Annotated in this window: 17 protein-coding genes and 1 tRNA gene; 6 read left to right on the forward strand and 12 right to left on the reverse strand. The window is 70.8% G+C overall.

Annotated elements, in window-relative coordinates:
* Nucleotides 1-17 precede the first annotated feature (17 nt).
* Both PYS65_RS21330 and PYS65_RS21335 read right to left on the reverse strand, forming a co-directional pair.
* A complete protein-coding gene (locus PYS65_RS21330) occupies nucleotides 18-707 on the reverse strand; it encodes a TetR family transcriptional regulator (RefSeq protein ID WP_279335526.1) in 690 nt (229 codons plus the stop codon).
* Nucleotides 704-1,741, reverse strand: coding sequence for an acyl-CoA desaturase (locus PYS65_RS21335; protein WP_279335527.1), 1,038 nt, complete (start codon nucleotides 1,739-1,741; stop codon nucleotides 704-706). The genes PYS65_RS21330 and PYS65_RS21335 overlap by 4 nt, the downstream gene beginning before the upstream one ends.
* 289 nt (nucleotides 1,742-2,030) lie before the next feature.
* On the opposite strand from PYS65_RS21335, the gene ppc reads away from it, so the two are divergent.
* Nucleotides 2,031-4,772 carry a phosphoenolpyruvate carboxylase gene (ppc, locus tag PYS65_RS21340; protein WP_279335528.1) on the forward strand — a complete coding sequence of 914 codons (2,742 nt, stop codon included), beginning with the start codon at nucleotides 2,031-2,033 and terminating at the stop codon, nucleotides 4,770-4,772.
* A gap of 88 nt (nucleotides 4,773-4,860) precedes the next feature.
* On the opposite strand, the gene PYS65_RS21345 is transcribed toward ppc, so the two are convergent.
* The 7 genes from PYS65_RS21345 to PYS65_RS21375 form a co-directional block, all read right to left on the reverse strand.
* Nucleotides 4,861-5,385 carry a hypothetical protein gene (locus tag PYS65_RS21345; protein ID WP_279335529.1) on the reverse strand — a complete coding sequence of 175 codons (525 nt, stop codon included), beginning with the start codon at nucleotides 5,383-5,385 and terminating at the stop codon, nucleotides 4,861-4,863.
* Between the two features lie 68 nt (nucleotides 5,386-5,453).
* Nucleotides 5,454-6,086, reverse strand: a complete 633-nt coding sequence (pth, locus tag PYS65_RS21350; RefSeq protein ID WP_279335530.1) for an aminoacyl-tRNA hydrolase — start codon at nucleotides 6,084-6,086, stop codon at nucleotides 5,454-5,456.
* Between the two features lie 156 nt (nucleotides 6,087-6,242).
* Nucleotides 6,243-6,824, reverse strand: coding sequence for a 50S ribosomal protein L25/general stress protein Ctc (locus PYS65_RS21355; RefSeq protein ID WP_279335531.1), 582 nt, complete (start codon nucleotides 6,822-6,824; stop codon nucleotides 6,243-6,245).
* A 210-nt stretch (nucleotides 6,825-7,034) separates the two neighbouring features.
* Complete coding sequence (locus PYS65_RS21360; protein ID WP_279335532.1) at nucleotides 7,035-8,015, reverse strand: ribose-phosphate diphosphokinase; 981 nt, start codon at nucleotides 8,013-8,015, stop codon at nucleotides 7,035-7,037.
* Between the two features lie 172 nt (nucleotides 8,016-8,187).
* Nucleotides 8,188-9,633 (reverse strand): bifunctional UDP-N-acetylglucosamine diphosphorylase/glucosamine-1-phosphate N-acetyltransferase GlmU, encoded by a 1,446-nt coding sequence (glmU, locus tag PYS65_RS21365; RefSeq protein WP_279335533.1) that lies wholly within the window; start codon nucleotides 9,631-9,633, stop codon nucleotides 8,188-8,190.
* Nucleotides 9,634-9,768: 135 nt separating this feature from the next.
* A tRNA-Gln gene (locus PYS65_RS21370) sits at nucleotides 9,769-9,839 on the reverse strand.
* An 11-nt stretch (nucleotides 9,840-9,850) separates the two neighbouring features.
* The gene (locus tag PYS65_RS21375; protein ID WP_279335534.1) at nucleotides 9,851-10,723 is read right to left on the reverse strand and encodes a hypothetical protein; all 873 of its coding nucleotides are present in this window, start codon (nucleotides 10,721-10,723) and stop codon (nucleotides 9,851-9,853) included.
* 168 nt (nucleotides 10,724-10,891) lie between these two features.
* On the opposite strand from PYS65_RS21375, the gene PYS65_RS21380 reads away from it, so the two are divergent.
* Nucleotides 10,892-12,211 (forward strand): sensor histidine kinase, encoded by a 1,320-nt coding sequence (locus PYS65_RS21380; protein ID WP_279335535.1) that lies wholly within the window; start codon nucleotides 10,892-10,894, stop codon nucleotides 12,209-12,211.
* Nucleotides 12,212-12,283: 72 nt separating this feature from the next.
* Here PYS65_RS21380 and PYS65_RS21385 read toward each other — a convergent pair whose 3' ends face one another.
* Both PYS65_RS21385 and PYS65_RS21390 read right to left on the reverse strand, forming a co-directional pair.
* Nucleotides 12,284-12,817, reverse strand: coding sequence for an SUKH-3 domain-containing protein (locus PYS65_RS21385; RefSeq protein WP_279335536.1), 534 nt, complete (start codon nucleotides 12,815-12,817; stop codon nucleotides 12,284-12,286).
* A 75-nt stretch (nucleotides 12,818-12,892) separates the two neighbouring features.
* The gene (locus PYS65_RS21390; protein WP_279335538.1) at nucleotides 12,893-13,423 is read right to left on the reverse strand and encodes a YwqJ-related putative deaminase; all 531 of its coding nucleotides are present in this window, start codon (nucleotides 13,421-13,423) and stop codon (nucleotides 12,893-12,895) included.
* Between the two features lie 353 nt (nucleotides 13,424-13,776).
* Here PYS65_RS21390 and PYS65_RS21395 point away from each other — a divergent pair, with 353 nt between their 5' ends.
* Together PYS65_RS21395 and PYS65_RS21400 are read left to right on the forward strand one after the other, a co-directional pair.
* Entirely contained in the window at nucleotides 13,777-14,796 is a 1,020-nt protein-coding gene (locus PYS65_RS21395; RefSeq protein WP_279335539.1) for an SMI1/KNR4 family protein, read from the forward strand.
* A gap of 9 nt (nucleotides 14,797-14,805) precedes the next feature.
* Complete coding sequence (locus tag PYS65_RS21400; protein ID WP_279335540.1) at nucleotides 14,806-17,208, forward strand: SUKH-4 family immunity protein; 2,403 nt, start codon at nucleotides 14,806-14,808, stop codon at nucleotides 17,206-17,208.
* A 119-nt stretch (nucleotides 17,209-17,327) separates the two neighbouring features.
* Here the strand turns inward: PYS65_RS21400 and PYS65_RS21405 are convergent, their stop codons facing one another.
* A complete protein-coding gene (locus PYS65_RS21405) occupies nucleotides 17,328-17,834 on the reverse strand; it encodes a GNAT family N-acetyltransferase (protein ID WP_279335541.1) in 507 nt (168 codons plus the stop codon).
* Between the two features lie 428 nt (nucleotides 17,835-18,262).
* On the opposite strand from PYS65_RS21405, the gene PYS65_RS21410 reads away from it, so the two are divergent.
* Both PYS65_RS21410 and PYS65_RS21415 read left to right on the forward strand, forming a co-directional pair.
* Entirely contained in the window at nucleotides 18,263-19,102 is an 840-nt protein-coding gene (locus PYS65_RS21410; protein ID WP_387039116.1) for an ABC transporter ATP-binding protein, read from the forward strand.
* A complete protein-coding gene (locus PYS65_RS21415; RefSeq protein ID WP_279335543.1) occupies nucleotides 19,099-21,678 on the forward strand; it encodes an ABC transporter permease in 2,580 nt (859 codons plus the stop codon). The genes PYS65_RS21410 and PYS65_RS21415 overlap by 4 nt, the downstream gene beginning before the upstream one ends.
* The last annotated feature ends 83 nt before the right edge of the window (nucleotides 21,679-21,761 follow it).

Genomic DNA, 21,761 nt, shown 5'->3' on the forward strand with positions numbered 1-21,761 from the left:
TCTCTTGCGCTCTTGGTTCAGTTCTTGCGGTGCCCGATCAGCCGCGGCTTCGGCTCCAGGCCGTCCAGGCCGTGCCAGGCCAGGTTCACCAGGTGCGCGGCCACCTCCGCCTTCTTCGGCTTGCGCACGTCCAGCCACCACTGGCCGGTCAGCGCGACCATCCCCACCAGCGCCTGCGCGTACAGCGGAGCCAGCTTGGGATCGAAGCCGCGGCTCTTGAACTCGCGGCCCAGGATGTCCTCCACCTGGGTGGCGATGTCCGAGATGAGGGAGGCGAAGGACCCCGTCGACTGCGGGATCGGGGAGTCGCGGACCAGGATGCGGAAACCGTCCGTGTACTCCTCGATGTAGTCCAGCAGCGCGAACGCCGCCTGCTCGCACAGCTCCCGCGGATGCCCCGCGGTCAGCGAACTCGTCACCATGTCCAGCAGACGCCGCATCTCGCGGTCCACCACCACCGCGTACAGGCCCTCCTTGCCGCCGAAGTGCTCGTACACCACCGGCTTGGAGACCCCGGCCTTCGCCGCGATCTCCTCCACCGACGTGGCCTCGAAACCCTTCGCGGCGAACAACGTACGGCCGATCTCCAACAACTGCTGACGGCGCTCCGCACCGGTCATCCGGGTACGGCGCGTCCGCCGCGGCTTGTCGTTGCTCGACGTGCTGCTGGAGGTGTTGCTGGAGTCGGTCGCCACAGCGACCATCATGCCGCCTCGGCCGTCTCCTGCCCGCGCCGGGAGCCGCCCTCCCCGGTATTACGGCGGTCACGGCGCGAATCGATACGCGAGCGTGACGGCCACCGCACGTCGTACGCCCAGCCCACCTGCTCGAACCAGCGGATCAGTCGGGCCGAGGAGTCCAGCTGACCCCGCTCCACCCCGTGCCGCGCGGACGTCGGATCGGCGTGGTGCAGGTTGTGCCAGGACTCACCGCAGGACAGGACCGCCAGCCACCACACGTTGCCCGAACGGTCCCGCGACTTGAAGGGCCGCTTGCCCACCGCGTGACAGATCGAGTTGATCGACCACGTCACATGGTGCAACAAAGCCACCCGAACGAGTGACCCCCAGAAGAAGCCGGTGAACGCGCCCCACCACGACATCGTCACCAGACCACCGATCAGCGCCGGCAGCGCCAGCGACACCATCGTCCACAGAATGAACTGACGGGAGATCGCACGCAGCGTCGGATCCTTGATCAGATCCGGTGCGTACTTGTCCTGCGGGGTCTGCTCCTCGTCGAACATCCAGCCGAGATGAGCCCACCACAGCCCCTTCAGCAACGCCGGCAGCGACTCCCCGTACCGCCACGGCGAATGCGGGTCGCCCTCCGCGTCCGAGAACCTGTGGTGCTTGCGGTGGTCCGCCACCCAGCGCACCAGCGGCCCCTCCACCGCCATCGAACCCGCCACCGCCAGCGCGATCTTCAACGGCCGCTTCGCCTTGAACGAACCATGCGTGAAGTGACGGTGGAAACCGATGGTGATGCCGTGGCAGCCGAGGAAGTAGAAAAACACCAGCAGCCCGAGATCCAGCCAGCTCACCCCCCAGCCCCACCCCAGCGGCACCGCGGCCAGCAGCGCCAGGAACGGCACGACGATGAAGAGCAGCAGAGTGATCTGCTCGATGGAACGCTTGCGCTCGCCACCCAGCGTGGCGGACGGAACGGCGGCGGCATCGGAGCGGGAGTCGGGCGCGGGCCTCCGGGAGGCTTCGTCGATGACATCGGGACCTGAGGTCATGCGTGTCCCCTGTGAGGTGTGAGGGTCGAGGGTGACGCCGGGCAGCGGAACCGCGCGAGACTTCCTACGGCCCCGTAACCTACGGCAACGTAAGTATGGCAGTGCGTGGCCCGGCGGCACGAGCCCACGAGCCTGTGCGTCCCGGCCGACACCTATCCTGGAAGCCGGTCGGACAGCGCGGTCCGCTCTGATTCCTTCCCGGACGACCGGCCCGTATGCGGCACCAGCCGCCCGAGACGCCGTCCGGGTCCCCTCCAGACCAGCTTCCACACTGCAAGGAGCCGCACCTGTGAGCAGTGCCGACGACCAGACCGCCGCCACGGCGACCACGAGCAGCGAACTGCGGGCCGACATCCGCCGATTGGGTGACCTCCTCGGAGAGACCCTGGTCCGGCAGGACGGCCCCGAACTCCTCGACCTCGTCGAAAAGGTCCGCCGACTCACCCGCGAGGACGGCGAGGCCGCAGCCGAACTGCTGCGCGGCACCGAACTCGAGACCGCCGCCAAGCTGGTCCGCGCCTTCTCCACCTACTTCCACCTGGCCAACGTCACCGAACAGGTCCACCGCGGCCGCGAACTGCGCGCCCGGCGCGCCACCGAGGGCGGACTGCTCGCCCGCACCGCCGACCGCCTCAAGGACGCCGACCCCGACCACCTGCGGGAAACCGTGCGGCACCTCAACGTCCGCCCCGTCTTCACCGCCCACCCCACCGAGGCCGCACGCCGCTCCGTCCTCAACAAGCTGCGCCGCATCGCCGCCCTCCTCGACACCCCCGTCATCCCCTCCGACCGGCGCCGCCTCGACATCCGCCTCGCCGAGAACATCGACCTCGTCTGGCAGACCGACGAACTGCGCGTGGTCCGCCCCGAACCCGCCGACGAGGCCCGCAACGCCATCTACTACCTCGACGAACTCCACGCCGGCGCCGTCGGCGACGTCCTCGAGGACCTCACCGCGGAACTCGAACGCGTCGGCGTCAAGCTCCCCGACGCCACCCGCCCCCTCACCTTCGGCACCTGGATCGGCGGCGACCGCGACGGCAACCCCAACGTCACCCCCCAGGTGACCTGGGACGTCCTCATCCTCCAGCACGAACACGGCATCAACGACGCCCTGGAGATGATCGACGAACTCCGCGGATTCCTCTCCAACTCCATCCGCTACGCCGGAGCCACCGAGGAACTGCTGACCTCCCTGCAGGCCGACCTCGACAACCTCCCCGAGATCAGCCCCCGCTACAAGCGCCTCAACGCCGAGGAGCCCTACCGGCTCAAGGCCACCTGCATCCGGCAGAAGCTCGAGAACACCAAGCAGCGCCTCGCCAGGGACACCCCGCACCAGAGCGGCCACGACTACCTCGGCACCGGCGAACTCCTCACCGACCTGCGGATCATCCAGACCTCACTGCGCGAACACCGCGGCGGCCTCTTCGCCGACGGCCGGCTCGCCCGCACCATCCGCACCCTCGCCGCCTTCGGCCTCCAGCTCGCCACCATGGACGTACGCGAACACGCCGACGCCCACCACCACGCCCTCGGCCAGCTGTTCGACCGGCTCGGCGAGGAATCCTGGCGCTACGCCGACATGCCCCGCGACTACCGCACCAAGCTCCTCGCCAAGGAACTGCGCTCGCGCCGCCCCCTCGGCCCCATCCCCGCACCCGTCGACGCGGCCGGCGAGAAGACCCTCGGCGTCTTCCAGACCGTCAAGCGGGCCCTGGAGATCTTCGGCCCCGAGGTCATCGAGTCCTACGTGATCTCCATGTGCCAGGGCGCCGACGACGTCTTCGCCGCCGCCGTCCTCGCCCGCGAGGCCGGACTCGTCGACCTGCACGCCGGCTGGGCGAAGATCGGCATCGTCCCGCTCCTGGAGACCACCGACGAGCTGAAGGCCGCCGACACCATCCTCGAGGACATGCTCGCCGACCCGTCCTACCGGCGCATGGTCGCGCTCCGGGGCGACGTCCAGGAGGTCATGCTCGGCTACTCCGACTCCTCCAAGTTCGGCGGCATCACCACCAGCCAGTGGGAGATCCACCGCGCCCAGCGCCGACTGCGCGACGTCGCCCACCGCTACGGCGTCCGCCTGCGCCTCTTCCACGGCCGCGGCGGCACCGTCGGCCGCGGCGGCGGCCCCACCCACGACGCCATCCTCGCCCAGCCCTGGGGCACCCTCGAGGGCGAGATCAAGGTCACCGAACAGGGCGAGGTCATCTCCGACAAGTACCTCATCCCCGCCCTCGCCAGGGAGAACCTGGAACTGAGCGTCGCCGCCACCCTCCAGGCGTCCGCCCTGCACACCGCACCCCGCCAGTCCGACGACGCGCTCGCCCGCTGGGACGCCGCCATGGACGTCGTCAGCGACGCCGCCCACGCCGCCTACCGCCGGCTCGTCGAGGACCCCGACCTGCCGGCCTACTTCTTCGCCTCCACACCGGTGGACCAGCTCGCCGACCTGCACCTGGGATCGCGGCCCTCCCGCCGCCCCGACTCCGGCGCCGGCCTCGACGGACTGCGCGCCATCCCCTGGGTGTTCGGCTGGACCCAGTCCCGGCAGATCGTCCCCGGCTGGTACGGCGTCGGCTCCGGACTGAAGGCCCTGCGCGAGAGCGGCCTCGACACCGTGCTCGACGAGATGCACGAGCAGTGGCACTTCTTCCGCAACTTCATCTCCAACGTCGAGATGACCCTCGCCAAGACCGACCTGCGCATCGCCCGGCACTACGTCGACACCCTCGTCCCCGACCACCTCAAGCACGTCTTCGAGACCATCCGCGTCGAACACGACCTCACCGTCGCCGAGGTGCTCCGCGTCACCGGTGAAAGCGAACTCCTGGAGGCCGAACCGGTGCTCAAGCAGACCTTCACCATCCGCGACGCCTACCTCGACCCCATCTCCTACCTCCAGGTGGCCCTGCTCAAGCGCCAGCGCGACGCCGCCACCGCCGGCACGGAACCCGACCCCCTGCTCGCCCGGGCCCTCCTGCTCACCGTCAACGGAGTCGCCGCCGGCCTGCGCAACACCGGCTGACCCCCGCGGCACACGACGGTGCCCCCAAGCCGCTCACCGGCTCGGGGCACCGTCGTGTCGTACACCGGACCCGCGCACGGGCCCGCCCTCAGATCACCAGGAACGCCGCCGTCACCAGCGCCACGCCCGACACCCCCATCACCCACGCCGGCCGCGTCCGCAGCAACCCGCCCGCCACCACCACCGACGCCAGCATCAGCGCCCCGCCCAGCGGAACCCACGCGTGGAGCACCCCCGCCGGACCCGAACGCACCACCTCGGTCCCGCCCGGCTTCACCAGCACCGTGTACGTGCGCCCCTCCGCCACCGCCACCGTGTCCTCCAGCACGACCTCGGCCCGCGGCTGCGACCCCGGCGACAACGGCGTGTACGCACCCTTGCAGGTCCCCGCACCGCAGGACGTCACGGCGACCGTGCCCCGCTCCCGGCCCTTCGTCAGCATCACGTACTGCGCCGTACCCCACGACGCCCACACCCCCGCGATCAGGATCAGCACGGTGACCACGCCCATCGCCGCGAGCCGGACCAGCCGCAGCACGGCGGAGGAACGCCGGGAGACACGCCGGGAGGAGTGCCGGGAAGAGCTCCGGGAGGCGGAGACGGCAGGAGGCATGGCCGAGATCCTTGGCCATGCCTGTACGGTCGGTCAACCTCGGCCGGGTGCGAGGCACCGGAACCGGCTCACGAGTTGTACGTGCCCTGCGCCCGCTCCAGCCCCTCGATCACCAGACACTCCACCGCGTCCGCCGCCCGGTCCACGAAGTAGTCCAGCTCCTTGCGCTCCGCCGACGAGAAGTCCCGCAGCACGTAGTCCGCCACCTGCATCCGCCCCGGCGGACGCCCGATCCCGAACCGCGCCCGGTGGTACTCCCGCCCGAACGCCTTCGTCATCGACTTCAACCCGTTGTGACCGTTGTCCCCGCCACCCAGCTTCAGCCGCAGCGTCCCGTAGTCGATGTCCAGCTCGTCGTGGACCGCCACCACATGGGCCACCGGCACCTTGTAGAACTCCCGCAGCGCGTTCACCGGACCGCCCGACAGGTTCATGAACGACATCGGCTTCACCACGATCACCCGCCGGCTCGCCGGACCCGGCGGCCCGATCCGCCCCTCCACCACCTGAGCCTGGGCCTTCCCGGCCCGCTTGAACCGGCCCCCGACCCGCTCCGCCAGCAGGTCCGCCACCATGAACCCCACGTTGTGCCGGTTCATCGCGTACTCCGGCCCCGGATTGCCCAGCCCCGCGATCAGCCAGGGCGCCGCCGCGTCATCGGTCGTCACGTCCGTTTCTCCCTCATCCACGTATGCACGCATGCACGCGTCCATGCATCCGTACATTCACGCATCGGTGCATCCGCGTCCTGAACGCGTGTCCTGAATGCGCGTCGGCCGCTGCTCCGCACGGGAACAGCGGCCGACGCGCATCGAAGAATACGAAGCCTCCGCGGGCGACGAGGCCCACGAGGACGATCAGGCCTCGGCGGCCTCCTCGCCCTCCGAGACCTCCTCGGCCTGCGCGGCCAGCACCTGCAGCACGACGGTGTCCTCCTCGACCGCCAGCTTGACGCCCTCCGGCAGCACCAGGTCCTTGGCGAGGACCGCGTCACCGGCCGCCAGGCCCTGCACCGAGGCGGTCAGGCTGTCCGGAATGTTCGTCGCCTCCGCCTCGACCGGCAGCGCGGAGAGGACGTGCTCCAGCAGGTTGCCACCCGGGGCCAGCTCACCCTCGGCGTGCACGGGGATCTCGACGGTGACCCGCTCGCCCCGCTTCACCATCAGCAGGTCCACGTGCACCAGGTCACCGCGCAGCGGGTCACGCTGCACCGCCTTCGGGATCGCCAGCTGGCTGCCCTCGCCGTCGATGACCAGATCGATCAGCACGTTCGACGTACGCAGCGCCATCAGCAGCTCGTGGCCCGGGAACGTCAGGTGCAGCGGCTCGAGACCGTGCTCGTACACCACACCCGGGACCTTGTTGTCACGACGGACACGACGCGCGGCACCCTTGCCGAACTCGGTACGGGTCTCGGCGTGCAGCTTCACATCGGCCATGCTCATCACTCCTCGAAGACAGTTGTGGACGTGGTCACCCGGCCACGAACGGCCTGCTACGAAGAGCGCGTCGATTACGGACCGCCGTACCCCGCCCCTCACGAAGCGGTACGGCCTCCCTCGCCGAGCAACTGCAGCAGTCTACTCGGACAGGAAGGCCGTACCCAAAACGATCACCCGGGCCATCATCGGGACCGGGCTGCAGAACCCTTACTGCTCGTCGAACAGGCTCGTCACCGAACCGTCTTCGAACACCTCACGCACCGCACGCGCGATCGTCGGCGCGATCGACAGCACCTTGATCTTGTCCAGGTCGGCAGCCAGCTCGTGCGGAGTCGGCAGCGTGTCCGTGAACACGAACTCACTCACCCGCGAGTTCTTCAGCCGGTCCGCCGCCGGACCCGACAGCACACCGTGCGTCGCCGTCACGATGACGTCCTCCGCGCCGTGCGCGAACAACGCGTCCGCCGCCGCGCAGATCGTGCCACCCGTGTCGATCATGTCGTCCACCAGGACGCAGACGCGGCCCTTCACCTCACCGACCACCTCGTGGACCGTGACCTGGTTCGCCACGTCCTTGTCCCGCCGCTTGTGCACGATCGCCAGCGGCGCGCCCAGCCGGTCGCACCAGCGGTCCGCCACCCGCACCCGGCCCGCGTCCGGCGAGACCACGGTCAGCTTCTCCCGGTCCACCTTCGCGCCCACGTAGTCCGCGAGCAGCGGCAGCGCGAAGAGGTGGTCGACGGGACCGTCGAAGAAGCCCTGGATCTGATCCGTGTGCAGATCCACCGTCAGCACCCGGGTCGCGCCCGCCGTCTTCATCATGTCCGCGATCAGGCGCGCCGAGATCGGTTCACGGCCCCGGTGCTTCTTGTCCTGCCGCGCGTAACCGTAGAACGGCACGATGACCGTGATGGACCTGGCCGACGCGCGCTTCAACGCGTCGATCATGATCAACTGCTCCATGATCCACTTGTTGATCGGTGCCGTGTGGCTCTGGATCAGGAAGCAGTCGGCACCACGGGCCGACTCCTCGTATCGCACGTAGATCTCGCCATTGGCGAAGTCGAAGGCCTTCGTCGGGACGACCCCGACCCCCAGCTGGTGGGCGACCTCCTCGGCAAGCTCGGGGTGGGCGCGGCCGGAGAAGAACATCATCTTCTTCTGGCCGGTCGTCTTGATCCCGGTCACAGCACTTTCTCCTCAGAGGTTTCGCAGGTATCGCGGGGACTTGCGGGTTGCGCGGGGTTACACGGCTCGGTCACGAGCGGCCTCTCGGTCCGTACGCGAGGAGCCGTCTCGGCAGATGGGGTGTAGATGTGCATTTATCACGGTACGCCGAATCGGACGCGCCGCTCTCCGGTCACCCCTCCTCGGCCGACCCTCCCGAAGCGGCCTCCGCGGCCTTCGCGGAAGCACTCCCCGGACGCTTACGAGCCACCCAGCCCTCGATGTTCCGCTGCTGGCCACGGGCCACAGCCAGTGAACCGGGCGGCACATCCTTCGTGATCACAGAGCCGGCAGCCGTGTAAGCACCGTCCCCGACGGTGACAGGTGCCACAAACATGTTGTCCGACCCCGTCCTGCAGTGCGACCCGACCGTCGTGTGATGTTTGTCCTGTCCGTCGTAGTTCACGAACACACTCGCCGCACCGATGTTCGAGAAGTCGCCGATCGTGGCATCCCCCACGTACGACAGATGCGGAACCTTCGTCCCCTCACCGATCGACGCGTTCTTCGTCTCCACGTACGTACCGATCTTGCCCTTGCGCCCGAGCCGCGTCCCCGGACGCAGGTACGCATACGGCCCCACGGTCGCCTCCGGGCCGATCTCGGCACCCGCCGACACCGTGTTGTCCACCCGCGCGCCGGCCCCCACCCGGGTGTCCGTCAACCGCGCGTTCGGGCCCACCTCGCAGCCCTCGGCGAGATGCGTCGCCCCCTGCAACTGCGTCCCCGGATGCACGAGCACGTCCTGCTCGAACGTCACCGTCACATCCACCCACGTCGTCGCCGGATCGACCACCGTCACCCCGGCCAGCATGGCCTCCGTCAGCAACCGGTCGTTGAGGATCCGCCGCGCCTCGGCGAGCTGCACCCGGTTGTTGATCCCCGCGATCTCCCGGTGGTCACCCGCCACCGACGCACCCACCCGGTGCCCGGCCTCCCGCAGGATGCCCAGCACATCGGTCAGGTACTCCTCGCCCTGGCTGTTGTCCGTCCGCACCTTCCCCAGCGCGTCGGCCAGCAGCCGCCCGTCGAACGCGAACACCCCGGAGTTGATCTCCCGGATCGCCCGCTGCGTGTCGGTGGCGTCCTTGTGCTCCACGATCGCCGTCACGGCACCGGTGTCGTCCCGCACGATCCGGCCGTACCCGGTCGCGTCCGGCACCTCGGCCGTCAGCACGGTCACCGCGTTGCCGTCGGCGGAGTGCGTGGCCGACAGCTGCCGCAGCGTCCCACCGGTCAGCAGCGGGGTGTCGCCGCAGACGACCACCACGGTCCCCTCCACCGAACCGCCCAGCTCCTCCAGCCCCATCCGCACGGCGTGCCCGGTGCCGTTCTGCTCCGCCTGGACGGCGGTGCGGACGGCGGGGGAGACCTCGGCGAGGTGCGCGGCCACCTGCTCGCGGGCGTGGCCCACGACGACGACCAGGTTCTCCGGCTCCAGCTCACCGGCGGCGGCGAGCACATGGCCCACCAGGGAACGGCCGCAGATGTCGTGCAGGACCTTCGGAGTGGCCGACTTCATACGGGTGCCCTCACCCGCTGCGAGAACGACGACGGCTGCCGGGCGGTTGGCGCTCACAAGGATGCCCTTCGGCTGTAAGGGGGTGGGGGTGACAACCGCAGGATACCGGGGGTGTTCGAGGAGGGTACGAGTGTGGGTCCTGACCGGGGGTTGGCCGGTCAGGACCCACACTGAGGACGCTGTTGCTGTGGGCTCCCGGAGAAGGATTCGAACCCTCATTCAACGGACCAAAACCGTTTGTCCTGCCTTTAGACGATCCGGGATAATCTGTACGCTATGTCCGATTCGGGTGATCGGCTTCGCGTGCCGCTCCTACTATGCCGTACCAGGCGCCTTCCACGCGACGATACAAGTCGGCTCCTCCGAGTACGCGGATGACCAAGCAGCCTTTGTAGGCCTCTGCGGTGTTCTTTCGGTTCGTCTTCGGGTTGTGCCGCTTGATGGTCGCCTTCTGGAAGTCGGCAGCGTCCACGCCTGCGAGGTCGGCCCAGAACGCTTCTGCCGTTGTCGTGTCCGCCGACTCATGGATGCTCACCCGGAAGCGCAGGCGCTCGCGCTCCACGCCCAGTACGTCGAGCCAGCGCAGGTAGAAGCGGATGACGTTCGGATCGCTGTTGACGAACTGCAGTCTCTCGCAGCGTCGGTACGGCTTGTCCTTGGTGCCCTCTGCCCAGTAAAGGGCGACGCCGGCCAGAAGCACCTCCCGGTCGCTCATGTCGCCGATCTCTGCCATGGCTGTGGCTTTGGTCTGCTGTCGTTCCTCCTCGCGCACTCGCAGTTTCGCCTCCCAGCCTCGCCGTGCGATCGCCGCCGCCTCTTCGGAGCTCCGCTTGCGCTCCGGCTTCGGCAGGTCCCGTACCCACAGTGAGATCGAACCCTTGGAGCAGCCCAGCTCCACCTGGATCCGGTCGTACGTCCAGCCCTGGAGTCGGAGCTCCCTCGCCTTGGCCCGTAGGTCGTCCTTCGCGTTCGGGCGCTTCGTCCACTCCGGGGGCGGCTCGCCCTCCAGGAGGCGGTTGAGGATGTCGTTGTTGTCGACGTGGAGTCGGTCGCGGATCTGGCGTCGGCTCAGTCCCGCCCGCCGCAGCGCCACCGCCTGCTCCCGCAGTCCCTCGAAGTCGGCGTACTTGCCCGGTGCATGTGTCATACGCATACCGTCCGGGCGGAATGCGGGCTTCCGGGATCGAACGGTGTGCGATTCAGCAGTTCGAGTGATTTCGGCCCGTATCGCATCCGAACGGTCACGGATCGTGAGGGAGTGCGGTCGGGGAAACTGCCCGGAAAACCGGCACCTCGCGCCCGTAGGCTGGAGGGCATGACCACGACGGGGGAAGACCACGGGGCGGCCGGCGGAGGGCCGTGGTGGTGGGGAAGGCGGCGGAGTGCCGCGCTGGATGTGAGCCTTGCGGCGGTGTCCGCGCTGGAGTGCGGGCTGGAGGGGATCCCGTTCGCGCGGGACGCGGGGATCCCGGTGGCCGCGGGGGTGCTCTTCGGGCTGCTGGTGGGTTCCGTGCTGGTGGTGCGGCGGCACTGGCCGATCGCCGTGGTGCTGGTGGTGATCGCCGTCACGCCGGCCCAGATGGGCTTTCTGATGGGGCTGGTCGGCCTGTACACGCTGGCCGCGTCGGAGTTGCCGCGCCGGATCATCGGGTCGCTGGCGGGGATGTCGCTGGTGGGGACGCTCATCGTGACGTTCGTGCGGGTGCAGCAGGACATGGCGCGCGGGGAGCTGACCCTGGGGGACTGGTTCGTTCCGTTCGCGTCGATCACGACGTCGCTGGGGCTGACCGCGCCGCCGGTGCTGCTGGGGCTGTACGTGGGGGCGCGGCGGCGGTTGATGGAGAGCCTGCGGGAGCGGGCGGACAGTCTGGAGCGGGAGCTCCAGTTGTTGGCGGAGCGGGCCGAGGAGCGGGCCGAGTGGGCGCGTGACGAGGAGCGGAGGCGGATCGCGCGGGAGATGCATGACGTGGTCGCGCACCGGGTGAGTCTGATGGTGGTGCATGCGGCGGCGTTGCAGGCGGTGGCGCGGAAGGATCCGGAGAAGGCGGTGAAGAACGCCGCGCTGGTGGGGGACATGGGCCGGCAGGCGTTGACGGAGTTGCGGGAGATGCTCGGGGTGCTGCGGTCCGGCGGGAGCGGCGGGGGCCGGGGCGCGGGGGATGCGGTGCCGTTGGTGGCGGTGGGTGTGGCGGCGGCCGCGGCCGCGTCGCGGGCGGTGGACGAGGCGCGGGGTGCGGGGGGTGAAGGGCCGAGGCTGGTGGAGATCGGCGAGTTGGTGGAGCAGTCGGCGGCTGCGGGGGTGGTGGTGGATCTGTCGGTGGAGGGCGAGGGCCGGCCGTATGCGGGGGAGGTGGAGTCGACGGCGTACCGGGTGGTGCAGGAGGCGTTGACGAACGTCCACAAGCACGCGCCGGGGGCGAAGACGTATGTGCGGCTCGCGCATCGGGTGGCGGAGATCGCGATGCAGGTGGAGAACGAGCCGCCGCCGGAGGCGGGGGCGTCGGCGCGGTTGCCGTCGGGTGGGAACGGTCTGGTGGGGATGAAGGAGCGGGTGTCCGCGTTGGGCGGGGTGTTCGTGTCGGGGCCGACGGATGCGGGGGGCTTCCGGGTGTCGGCGGTGATTCCGGCGTCGTAGCCGGGGCCGGAGCAGGGCCGGAGCGGGAGCTGGGCCGGGGCCGGGTGCGTGGGCCTGGAGGTGAGGGTGAGGTCAGCCGGTGGTGAGGCGGGCGGGCCGGGTGCCGGTGACGAGGGCGGTGAGGGCCTGGTCGATGTGGTGGCCGAGGTACCAGTCGCCGGTGTGGTCGAGGGCGTAGACGCGGCCCTGGGTGTCGATGGCGATGAGGGTGTGGGTGTCGGTTTCGGCGCCGATGGGGCAGACCTCGGTGTCGAGGGCGCGGCCGAGGTCGCCGAGGGTGCGGGCCAGGTGGAGGCCGTGCAGGGGGTCGAGGTGGAGGGTGGCGGGGGCGAGTTGGCGGCCGGTGCCGGCGGGGGTGATGCGGAGGCCGCCGAATTCGGCCCAGACTTCGGCGGCGGAGGGGAGGACGGAGTGACGGTGTCCGGCGGGTGAGGTGTGGTCGCGCAGGGTGTCGGCCCAGATCTCGGCTTGGTTGATGTCCCAGCGGCCTGGTTTCCAGCCGGCGGTGCGCAGGGTGGTGTCGACGGGGGCGGGGAAGCGGGGTGAGGTCCCTCCGGGCTCGGGTGGGGCCGGGCGGTGGGGGGCGGGGGTGCGGTCGGTGTGCATCTGCCGTTCGTTCGTCGTCGGGGTGGTGGTGGCCGGTCGGTGCCGGGGAGGGGGGAGGGGGGAGGGGGGCGGGGGTTATCCGGGGTCGACGACGCGGACGCCGAAGTGGGCGGTGAGGGCGGTGCAGGCGCGGCAGGGGGTGGCGAAGCTTCCGTGGAGGGGGTCGCCGTCCTCGCGGATGTGGCGGGCGGTGAGTTTGCCCTGCTTGAGCGCTCTGCGTGCTTCGCCGTTGGTCATGGGTTTGCGTGCGGCGCGCTTGCTGCGGGCGTTGTCGGCGGCGGTGATGTGCCGGGAGATGAGGATGGTCTCGGCGCAGCGGCCGGTGAAGCGGTCGCGTTGGCCGCTGGTGAGGGTGTCGAGGAAGTCCTGGACGAGGGGGTGCAGGTCGGGGGGTGTGTCACCGCGGGCGGCGGTCCCGGTGAGGATGGTGCCGCGGATGGAGAGGGCGGCGGCGATGGTGGGCAGGATGCCGTCGCGGCGGTGGTGGAGGAGGGGGGTGTGGGCGGCGTCGGCGGCGCTCCAGTCGACGCGGGGGTCGCCGGTGCGGGGGTCGCCGGTGCGACCGGTGTGGGCCCCCTGGTGGGTCCCTGTGTGCGTCATATTCATGATCGTCTTTTCCTCCCGCGCATCCCCCGGAAGGTCACAGGGTGCCAAATGGCGTGGCTGATGGGGAAGCTGGGGCGAGGTGACACGCCCAGGTTCGGGCTGACCGTCACGGGAGGGTGACGGTTGGTCACGGAGGCGGGGGAGTGAGCGGCCGGTGCCCGGTGACCGGTGCCGCCGTACCGCATAGGCTGTCGGCACCGTGATTCCTGCGGTGATCCGTGCGGAGGGCGTGCGGGGAGCCGGTGGGGATGCGGCGGTAAGCAGTCGAAACAGACGTGACAGTCGAATACGTTCCGTAACGGTCCGAGGGTGGGCGGTGCGGGGCGTACAGAGTGCCGCAGGGGGCAACCGCCATGACGACAGGTCGGCTCGGGCTGGGGGCACCTCCCGGCCGCCAGGCTGGGGGAAAAACCGTGCCGCCGAACGCGGCCTATGCCGGGCAGGTCGTGCACTTCCCGGATCCGGTGCGGGCGGCCCGTCACCCGAGAGGGGTACGGGTGGACGAGCGTGGTTACCCTGATTTCTCTCCGTACGCGCGTGCGGCCGCGGAGATCGCGGAGCCGCCGGAGGGTTTCGGTGTCGACGAATTGCGGCTGACGGACTACGTGTCGGCGAACGCGACGCTGGCGGCGACCGGTCATGAGCTGTGGGACACGGTGCCGGCGGTGGCGACGCCGCACGGCTGGACGTGGCACCACGCGGTGGCCTCGCGGCGGCTGGAGCTGGTGCCGGTCGAGGTGAAGGCGTTGCTGCGGCACCACGGTGGTGTGGTGACGTCGGGTGTGGACCAGGACAAGCGGGGGACGCGGCCGTTGCAGGAGACGCGGCCGGCGCACTTCGGGCTGCCGAAGTCGGGGCTCGCGGTGACCGAGGCGCAGGTGCTGGAGGTCGAGGAGGACCTCGGGTACCGGCTGCCGGGCGCGTACCGGTCGTTCCTGAAGGTGGCGGGTGGTTGTGCCCCGGTGGGGACGGCGCTGGACGCGGAGCTGGGGCTGCTGGTCGACCAGCCGTTCTTCACGGTGCGGGACGAGGCCGCGGTCAACGACCTGGTGTACGTCAACAAGTGCCTGCGTGATCACCTCACCAAGGACTACCTGGGGGTCGCTTTCGTCCAGGGCGGTCTGCTGGCGGTGAAGGTGAAGGGCGACCGGGTGGGTTCGGTGTGGTTCTGCGCGTACGACGACGCGCGGGACGTGGATCCGTCGTGGACGCCGGCGGAGCGGGTGGAGCGGCTGCTGCTGCCGTGCGGGGACGACTTCGACGCGTTTCTGGCACGGTTGGCGGGGTCGCCGCCCGAGTTGGAGACGGTGGCGAATCTGATGGTGGACGGCGGCTTCGCGCAGGTCGTTCCGGTTTCCTCCGCGGGGGAGTGAGGTCTGGCGATGGTGACGTTCGCGCAGGCGCAGGAGCGTGCGGAAGAGTGGATCAACGGGGATGTGCCGTCGTATCAGCACCGTGAGGTGCGGGTGCGGGAGTTCGATCTCGGGTTCGTGGTGTGGGCGGAGGACCGCGCGGACGGGCCGCGTTCGGAGGGCGGCGCGCAGCGGCTGGTGATCGCCCGGGACAGTGGTGAGGCTTCGTTGTGGCCCGCGCTGGCGGTGGGTGAGGTGATCCGCCGGTACGAGGAGGAGTACGGCCGTGCGGAGGCGGTGCCGGAGCCGGCGCCCGCGGCGCGGGTGGATCTGAATCAGACGTCGTTCCTGCTGAGTCCGCCGGAGTGGTTGCAGGAGGCCGCGGACCGGCTGGGGATCCCGGATCGCCGGGGGGAGACGTCGGGCGGTGCGGCGGGGGCGGGCGGTACCGCCGGTACCGCCGGTGGTGCTGCCGTGGCGGCGGGTCCGGGGGCCGGTTCTTCCGGTGCCGTCTGGCCTGCTGCCGGCGGGGGCGACTCCCGGGCGGGGACTGCCGGTGCCGGTTCCGGTGCGTCGGGTGAGACGGCCGGGGCGACGCCGTGGGCCGGTACGGATACGAACGCCGATGCCGGTGAGGACCGTTCCGTGCCGCTGCCGGAGACCGTGTTCGCTCCGCCGCTGAGCCAGTCGGACGAGGGCACGCCGCCGCCGGCTGCGCCGGAGGCGCAGACGGCGCTGATCTCGGGTGGCAGCCGGCTCCCGCCGACGGCGGTGAGCCCGGCGCTCCAGGCCCCGGGTGCGCAGGTTCCGCCGGGTACGCAGGCGTACCCGGCGGCGCCGGGCGCCAGGGACATCGCCGATGCCGCGACCAGCAAGGCGCCGCCGCCGCGTCGTGCCTCCGGGCCGACGACGCCGCCTCCGCCGGGTGTCCCGGGTACGCCGGGCGTGTGGGCGGGGACCACGCCTCCGCCGCCGGCCGCGCCCCCGTCGGGCCCCGGCACGCCGGGTGGTCCGGCGGGCGGGTACGTACCGACGCAGATGATGTCGTCGCCGGGGTCCAACGGGCTCAGCGGCCTCGAGGGTCCGGAGGGACCGGGAGGGGCCCCGACGCCACCGCCCGGCGCTCCGACCGCGCCGCCGGGTACTCCGCCTCCGCCCGGGGCGCCGTCCGCGCCCGGTGGTACGCCGCCCGGTGGGGTGCGTCCCGCCGCGACGATGTTCGCCGACCCCGGCCGTCCGGGTGCCCCCGGTGCGCCGCAGCCGCCCGGTCCGCCGGGTGCTCCGGGGGGCGCGGGTGGGCGTGGTTCCGTGCACCACGCCGAGACCGTGCTGGGCGGTCCTACGGTCGGCAGCCCCGGCGCGCCTCCGCCTCCGCCGCCTCCCGCACCCCCCGGTGCCCCCGGCGGTGTGCCCGGCGCGGTGCCTCCGGCGTACGGCTATCCGCCGCCGCCCGTCGGACAGCCGACGGTCGGCCCCGGCTATCAGGCGGTCCTGCGCTACCGCGCGCAGGACGGTTCCGAGCAGCAGCTGATCCGGCGTTCGGCGCCGGGTACGCCGCACCCGGAGTGGCAGATCTTCCACGAGCTGCGTGCGATGAACGTGCCGCCGGGCCAGGTGCTGGAGCTGCACACGGAGTTGGAGTCGTGTGAGCTGCCGGGTGCGTACTGTGCCCGGATGATCCGGGAGCAGTGGCCGCAGGCGCGGATCACGAACATCGCCCCGTACGGCACGGATCACGCGAGCCGGCAGCAGGGCATGCAGCAACTGCTCGCACATCAGGGTGAGCTGCATCAGGTGGCGGACGGTCCTGCCCGGCCGGCGCCGGTGCGTGCGCCGTTGACGCCGGTCACGCCGGCGCCGCCGGTCCCGCCGGAGGTCATCGGGCAGGAGCTGGCGGGGGCGTTCGGGCCGGGTGTGTTCCGGTTCGAGCAGGCCGCGGTGTCCCGGCAGGGGGTGCCGCCGGTGGTGGCGCACACGCTGGTGGTGGCCGGACTGCCGCTGGACATGGGCCCGTTCTTCTGGGCGCAGGCCCAGCCGGGCCGTCCGGTGCCCACGCTGGCGGAGCTGGCCGCGGAGCGGGGCGTGCAGCCGGCCGCGGACGCGGGGTCGTACCTGGTGATGGGCAGCGACTTCGGCAAGGCGATCTGTGTGCAGTACGGCACGGCGAACATCGTCGCGGTGCCGGTGGAGCCGGGGCCGGGCGGTGCGCCCGTACCGCCGCAGTTCGTGAACACGGGTCTGCCGGAGTTCGCGCGCTGCCTGGCGTTGCTGGGGCGGATGTGGCGGCTGCGGTTCGGCCTGAACCAGGAGCAGGCGGGCCGCTGGACCGTCGACTTCCAGATGCAGCTGGCGGCGCTGGACCCGGCGGCCCTCGGTTCGCCGGACAGCTGGTGGTCGGTCCTGCTGGAGCAGATGTGGGACGGCCTGCTGTGACCTCTCGCCGCTGAGGGCGGCGGACAGGCGGGAGCCGGGCCCGGTCGGATGCGTCGACCGGGCCCGGCTCCCTGTGTGTTTGCCCGTCCGCCCCGCTCGTGCGGCGTCCTCGAGGCGTCTCAGGGTGTGTCCCGGCCTCCGAGGTCCCGGCGGACGTAGCTCACCCCGGGGCGGCCGTCGACCGTGATGTCCCGCACGCGGGTGAAGCCGTTGCGGGTGAGGACGGTCATCGACGCGGGATTGTCCGACGTGGTGACCGCGGTCAGTGTCGTGAGGCCGTACGGCCGCGCTGCCAGACGGCAGACCTGGGTCACCGCCGCCGTCGCCACGCCGCGGCCCGCCGCGCGCTCCCCCACGCGGTAGCCGAGTTCGGCCGAGCCGTCCACGACGTCGATCAGGTTCACCCGGCCGACGACCCTCCCGTCCTCCTCCAGGAGGACGTGGAAGTGGCAGGTGCCCGCCTCCTGTTCGGCCAGGAGCGAGGCGTGGCGGGCGGCGAAGCCGGACGGGGTGAAGTACGCGTCCCCCCGGTCCGGTATCGAGCGGGCGAAGTAGGCGCGGTTGTCGTGCTCGAAGGCCAGCAGTGCGGGCGCGTGCTCCACGCGGAGGCGTTCCAGGGTCGGCATGCCGGAACGGTACGCGGGGGCCGCGACCGGGGCACCGGGGTTTTCGCGGCTTGACCCTGACGCGGCGGAAGGGTGGAGGCTGAGGGGGCCGTCGGGAGGAGGCAACCCTGAGACGCGCTCCGCCTGCCGGGGGAGAGCCCTTAGGGGTACCTCCGTACTACGGCTCGGGGAGGGTTCGTACCGACGGATGACGAGACGGGGCGGTGTCGGTCCTTAACCTGGCTTTACGCCGCTGGGGGGTGGCGGAGCACACCGCCGGGGGTGGGGTTTTCCTCAGGAGAAGACTGCGCCGGGCACCAGGGCGCACGATCCTCCCCGCCGCCAGACTGAACCACGTCGAACGAACACGCACGCAGCGGCCGTCGGGCACGACGGCGGTCGCGCCGGGCACTGCTGTCCCACCTGCTGACCGACATAGGAGAATTACCGTGACATCGGCTGTGACCATTCCCGGGCACGGGGGCGATTCGGAAGGTGCGGCGCGAAGCGCCTCGATGAGGGGTGGTGGCCGGGCGACGGGAGGGAGTACGGCCGTTGCCGCGCGGGCGCGGCAGGTCGTGAAGGCGTACGGGGCCGGTGAGACCCGCGTCGTCGCGCTCGACCACGTCGACGTGGACATCGCCCGCGGCCAGTTCACCGCGATCATGGGCCCCTCGGGGTCCGGCAAGTCCACACTGATGCACTGCCTGGCCGGGCTCGACACCGTGACCAGCGGGCAGATCCATCTGGACGAGACCGAGATCACCGGCCTGAAGGACAAGAAGCTCACGCGGCTGCGCCGGGACCGGATCGGGTTCATCTTCCAGGCGTTCAACCTGCTGCCGACGCTGAACGCGCTCGAGAACATCACGCTGCCCATGGACATCGCCGGCCGCAGGCCCGACCAGGAGTGGCTGGACCGGGTGGTGGAGACCGTGGGGCTCGCCGGGCGGCTGAAGCACCGGCCCACCCAGCTGTCCGGGGGTCAGCAGCAGCGCGTCGCCGTGGCGCGGGCGCTGGCGGCCCGGCCGGAGATCATCTTCGGTGACGAGCCGACCGGAAACCTCGACTCGCGGGCCGGTGCCGAGGTCCTCGGCTTCCTGCGCCGCTCGGTCGACGACCTGGGCCAGACCATCGTGATGGTCACCCACGACCCGGTCGCCGCCTCCTACGCGGACCGGGTGCTGTACCTCGCCGACGGCCGCATCGTCGACGAGATGCACCAGCCGACGGCCGAACAGGTCCTGGACCGGATGAAGGACTTCGACGCCCGGGGGCGCACGTCATGACCGTGTTGAAGACCTCGATGCGCAACTTCCTCGCGCACAAGGGGCGGATGGCGCTGTCGGCCGTCGCGGTGCTGCTGTCGGTGGCCTTCGTCTGCGGGACCCTCGTCTTCACCGACACGATGTCCACGACGTTCGACAAGCTGTTCGCGGCCACGGCGTCGGACGTCACGGTCAGCGCCAAGGACGCCTCCGACGGCGGCGAGACGACCTCCGACAACGGCAAGCCGCCGGTCATCCCGGCCTCCGTGCTCGCCGAGGTGCGGAAGGTGGACGGGGTGAAGTCGGCCGAGGGGGCGCTGCACTCCACCTCGCTGACCGTCGTCGACGGCGACAAGGAGAGCCTCTCGCCCACCAGCGGCGGCCCGACCATCGTCGGCAACTGGACCGCCAACGACGCCCGCACCATGAAGATCACCTCCGGTGCGGCGCCCGAGGGCCCCGACCAGATCCTGGTCGACGCCGACACCGCCGACAAGCACGGCCTGGAACTCGGTGACGAGATCGGCGTGATCAGCGTGGTCGGCACGCACACCGCGAAGGTCTCCGGCATCGCCGACTTCACCGTCACCAACCCCGGTGCCGCGATCTTCTTCCTGGACACGAAGACCGCCCAGCAGGCCCTGCTCGGCGAGAGCGGCGTCTTCACCAACGTCAACGCCACGGCCGCCGACGGCGTCAGCCACGCGCAGCTGAAGAAGAACGTCGCCGCCGCGCTGGACGGCGACTACAAGGTGCTGACCGCGAAGGAGAGCGCGGAGGCGGGCCAGAAGGACGTCGAGGGCTTCATGAGCGTCCTGAAGTACGCGATGCTCGGCTTCGCCGGGATCGCGTTCCTCGTCGGCATCTTCCTGATCATCAACACCTTCTCCATGCTGGTCGCCCAGCGCACCCGGGAGATCGGCCTGATGCGGGCCATCGGCTCCTCCCGCAAGCAGGTCAACCGCTCGGTGCTGATCGAGGCGCTGCTGCTCGGCGTCGTCGGTTCGGTGCTCGGGGTGGGCGCGGGCGTGGGACTCGCCGTCGGGCTGATGAAGCTCATGGGCATGGCGGGCATGGAGCTGTCCACGGACGACCTCACCGTCGCCTGGACGACTCCGGCGATCGGACTGCTCCTCGGTGTCGTCGTGACCGTCCTGGCCGCCTATCTGCCGGCCCGGCGGGCCGGCAAGATCTCCCCGATGGCCGCGCTGCGTGACGCGGGTGCCCCCGCGGACGCCAGGGCCGGCCGGATCCGGGGCGGCGTCGGCACGCTGCTGACCGCGGCCGGCGCGTTCGCCCTGTACCTCGCGGCGGCCGCGGAGAAGGCCGCGGAGGGCTCGATGTGGCTGGGCTTCGGCGTGGTGCTGTCGCTGATCGGCTTCGTTCTCATCGGTCCGCTGCTCGCCGGTGGTGTGGTCCGTGTCCTCGGCGTCGTCGTGCTGCGGGTCTTCGGCCCCGTGGGGCGGATGGCCGAGCGCAACGCGCTGCGCAACCCGCGCCGCACCGGTGCCACGGGCGCCGCGCTGATGATCGGGCTGGCCCTGGTGGCGTGCCTGTCGGTGGTCGGCGCCTCCATGGTGGCCTCGGCCACCGACGAGCTGGACAAGAGCGTCGGCACGGACTTCATCATCCAGTCCGACAGCGGCCAGCTGATCACCCCGCAGGCGGTCCAGGCCGTGCAGGACGCCCCGCAGGTGGAGCGGGTCACCGAGTACAAGTGGACCGAGGCCGACTTCACCACGCCCGACGGCAAGACGCTCAAGAACACGGCGATCACGGCGGCCGACCCGACGTACGCCACCGACCTGCGGGTCGAGACGGTCGAGGGGAAGCTGGAGGACGCCTACCGGCCCGACTCGATGTCCGTCCACGAGAAGTTCGCCGAGGACCACGGCATCGGCCTCGGATCGAAGATCGACGTCGCGTTCAAGGACGGGGAGACCGCCGGCCTGACCGTCCGGGCGATCACCAGCAGCGACGCCGTGGTCGACGCGGGCGCGATGTACACGTCGATCGACACCATGGCCAGGTACGTCCCGGCCGACAGGATGCCGCTGGACATGCTGCTCTTCGTCTCGGCGAAGGACGGCCAGCAGGACGCCGCGTACACGGCGCTGAAGGACTCGCTGCACGAGTACCCGCAGTACACCGTGCGCGACCAGACCGACTACAAGGAAGCGCTCAAGGACCAGATCGGCCAGCTGCTGAACATGATCTACGGTCTGCTGGCCCTGGCGATCGTCGTCGCGATCCTCGGTGTGGTCAACACCCTGGCCCTGTCGGTGGTCGAGCGGACGAGGGAGATCGGCCTGATGCGGGCCATCGGCCTCTCGCGCCGCCAGCTGCGCCGCATGATCCGCCTGGAGTCGGTCGTCATCGCCCTCTTCGGTGCCCTGCTGGGCCTGGGGCTGGGCATGGGCTGGGGCGCCACCGCCCAGCAGCTCCTCGCGCTGGAGGGCCTGAAGGTCCTCGAGATCCCGTGGCCGACGATCATCGGTGTGTTCATCGGCTCGGCGTTCGTGGGTCTGTTCGCGGCCCTGGTCCCGGCGTTCCGGGCGGGCCGGATGAACGTCCTGAACGCGATCGCCACCGAGTGACCACCGCCCGGCCACCGCGCACGGGGGCAGCGGGGGAGCGCCCGGCGCCGGGAAGTCCTGAGGGACTTTTCGGCGCCGGGCCC

Origin of the sequence: Streptomyces cathayae (assembly GCF_029760955.1) — a bacterium.
Taxonomy (GTDB): domain Bacteria; phylum Actinomycetota; class Actinomycetes; order Streptomycetales; family Streptomycetaceae; genus Streptomyces; species Streptomyces cathayae.

What these genes read in the sequence shown, in the direction of transcription:
- PYS65_RS21335 (WP_279335527.1), bottom strand. Translation starts at nt 1,741, where the DNA reads ATGACCTCAGGTCCCGATGTCATCGACGAAGCCTCCCGGAGGCCCGCG.
- PYS65_RS21390 (WP_279335538.1), bottom strand. Translation starts at nt 13,423, where the DNA reads ATGAATATGACGCACACAGGGACCCACCAGGGGGCCCACACCGGTCGC.
- pth (WP_279335530.1), bottom strand. Translation starts at nt 6,086, where the DNA reads ATGCGTGCATACGTGGATGAGGGAGAAACGGACGTGACGACCGATGAC.
- PYS65_RS21375 (WP_279335534.1), bottom strand. Translation starts at nt 10,723, where the DNA reads ATGACACATGCACCGGGCAAGTACGCCGACTTCGAGGGACTGCGGGAG.
- PYS65_RS21345 (WP_279335529.1), bottom strand. Translation starts at nt 5,385, where the DNA reads ATGCCTCCTGCCGTCTCCGCCTCCCGGAGCTCTTCCCGGCACTCCTCC.
- PYS65_RS21405 (WP_279335541.1), bottom strand. Translation starts at nt 17,834, where the DNA reads ATGCCGACCCTGGAACGCCTCCGCGTGGAGCACGCGCCCGCACTGCTG.
- PYS65_RS21385 (WP_279335536.1), bottom strand. Translation starts at nt 12,817, where the DNA reads ATGCACACCGACCGCACCCCCGCCCCCCACCGCCCGGCCCCACCCGAG.
- PYS65_RS21415 (WP_279335543.1), top strand. Translation starts at nt 19,099, where the DNA reads ATGACCGTGTTGAAGACCTCGATGCGCAACTTCCTCGCGCACAAGGGG.
- PYS65_RS21330 (WP_279335526.1), bottom strand. Translation starts at nt 707, where the DNA reads ATGATGGTCGCTGTGGCGACCGACTCCAGCAACACCTCCAGCAGCACG.
- PYS65_RS21400 (WP_279335540.1), top strand. Translation starts at nt 14,806, where the DNA reads ATGGTGACGTTCGCGCAGGCGCAGGAGCGTGCGGAAGAGTGGATCAAC.
- PYS65_RS21355 (WP_279335531.1), bottom strand. Translation starts at nt 6,824, where the DNA reads ATGGCCGATGTGAAGCTGCACGCCGAGACCCGTACCGAGTTCGGCAAG.
- PYS65_RS21380 (WP_279335535.1), top strand. Translation starts at nt 10,892, where the DNA reads ATGACCACGACGGGGGAAGACCACGGGGCGGCCGGCGGAGGGCCGTGG.
- PYS65_RS21395 (WP_279335539.1), top strand. Translation starts at nt 13,777, where the DNA reads ATGACGACAGGTCGGCTCGGGCTGGGGGCACCTCCCGGCCGCCAGGCT.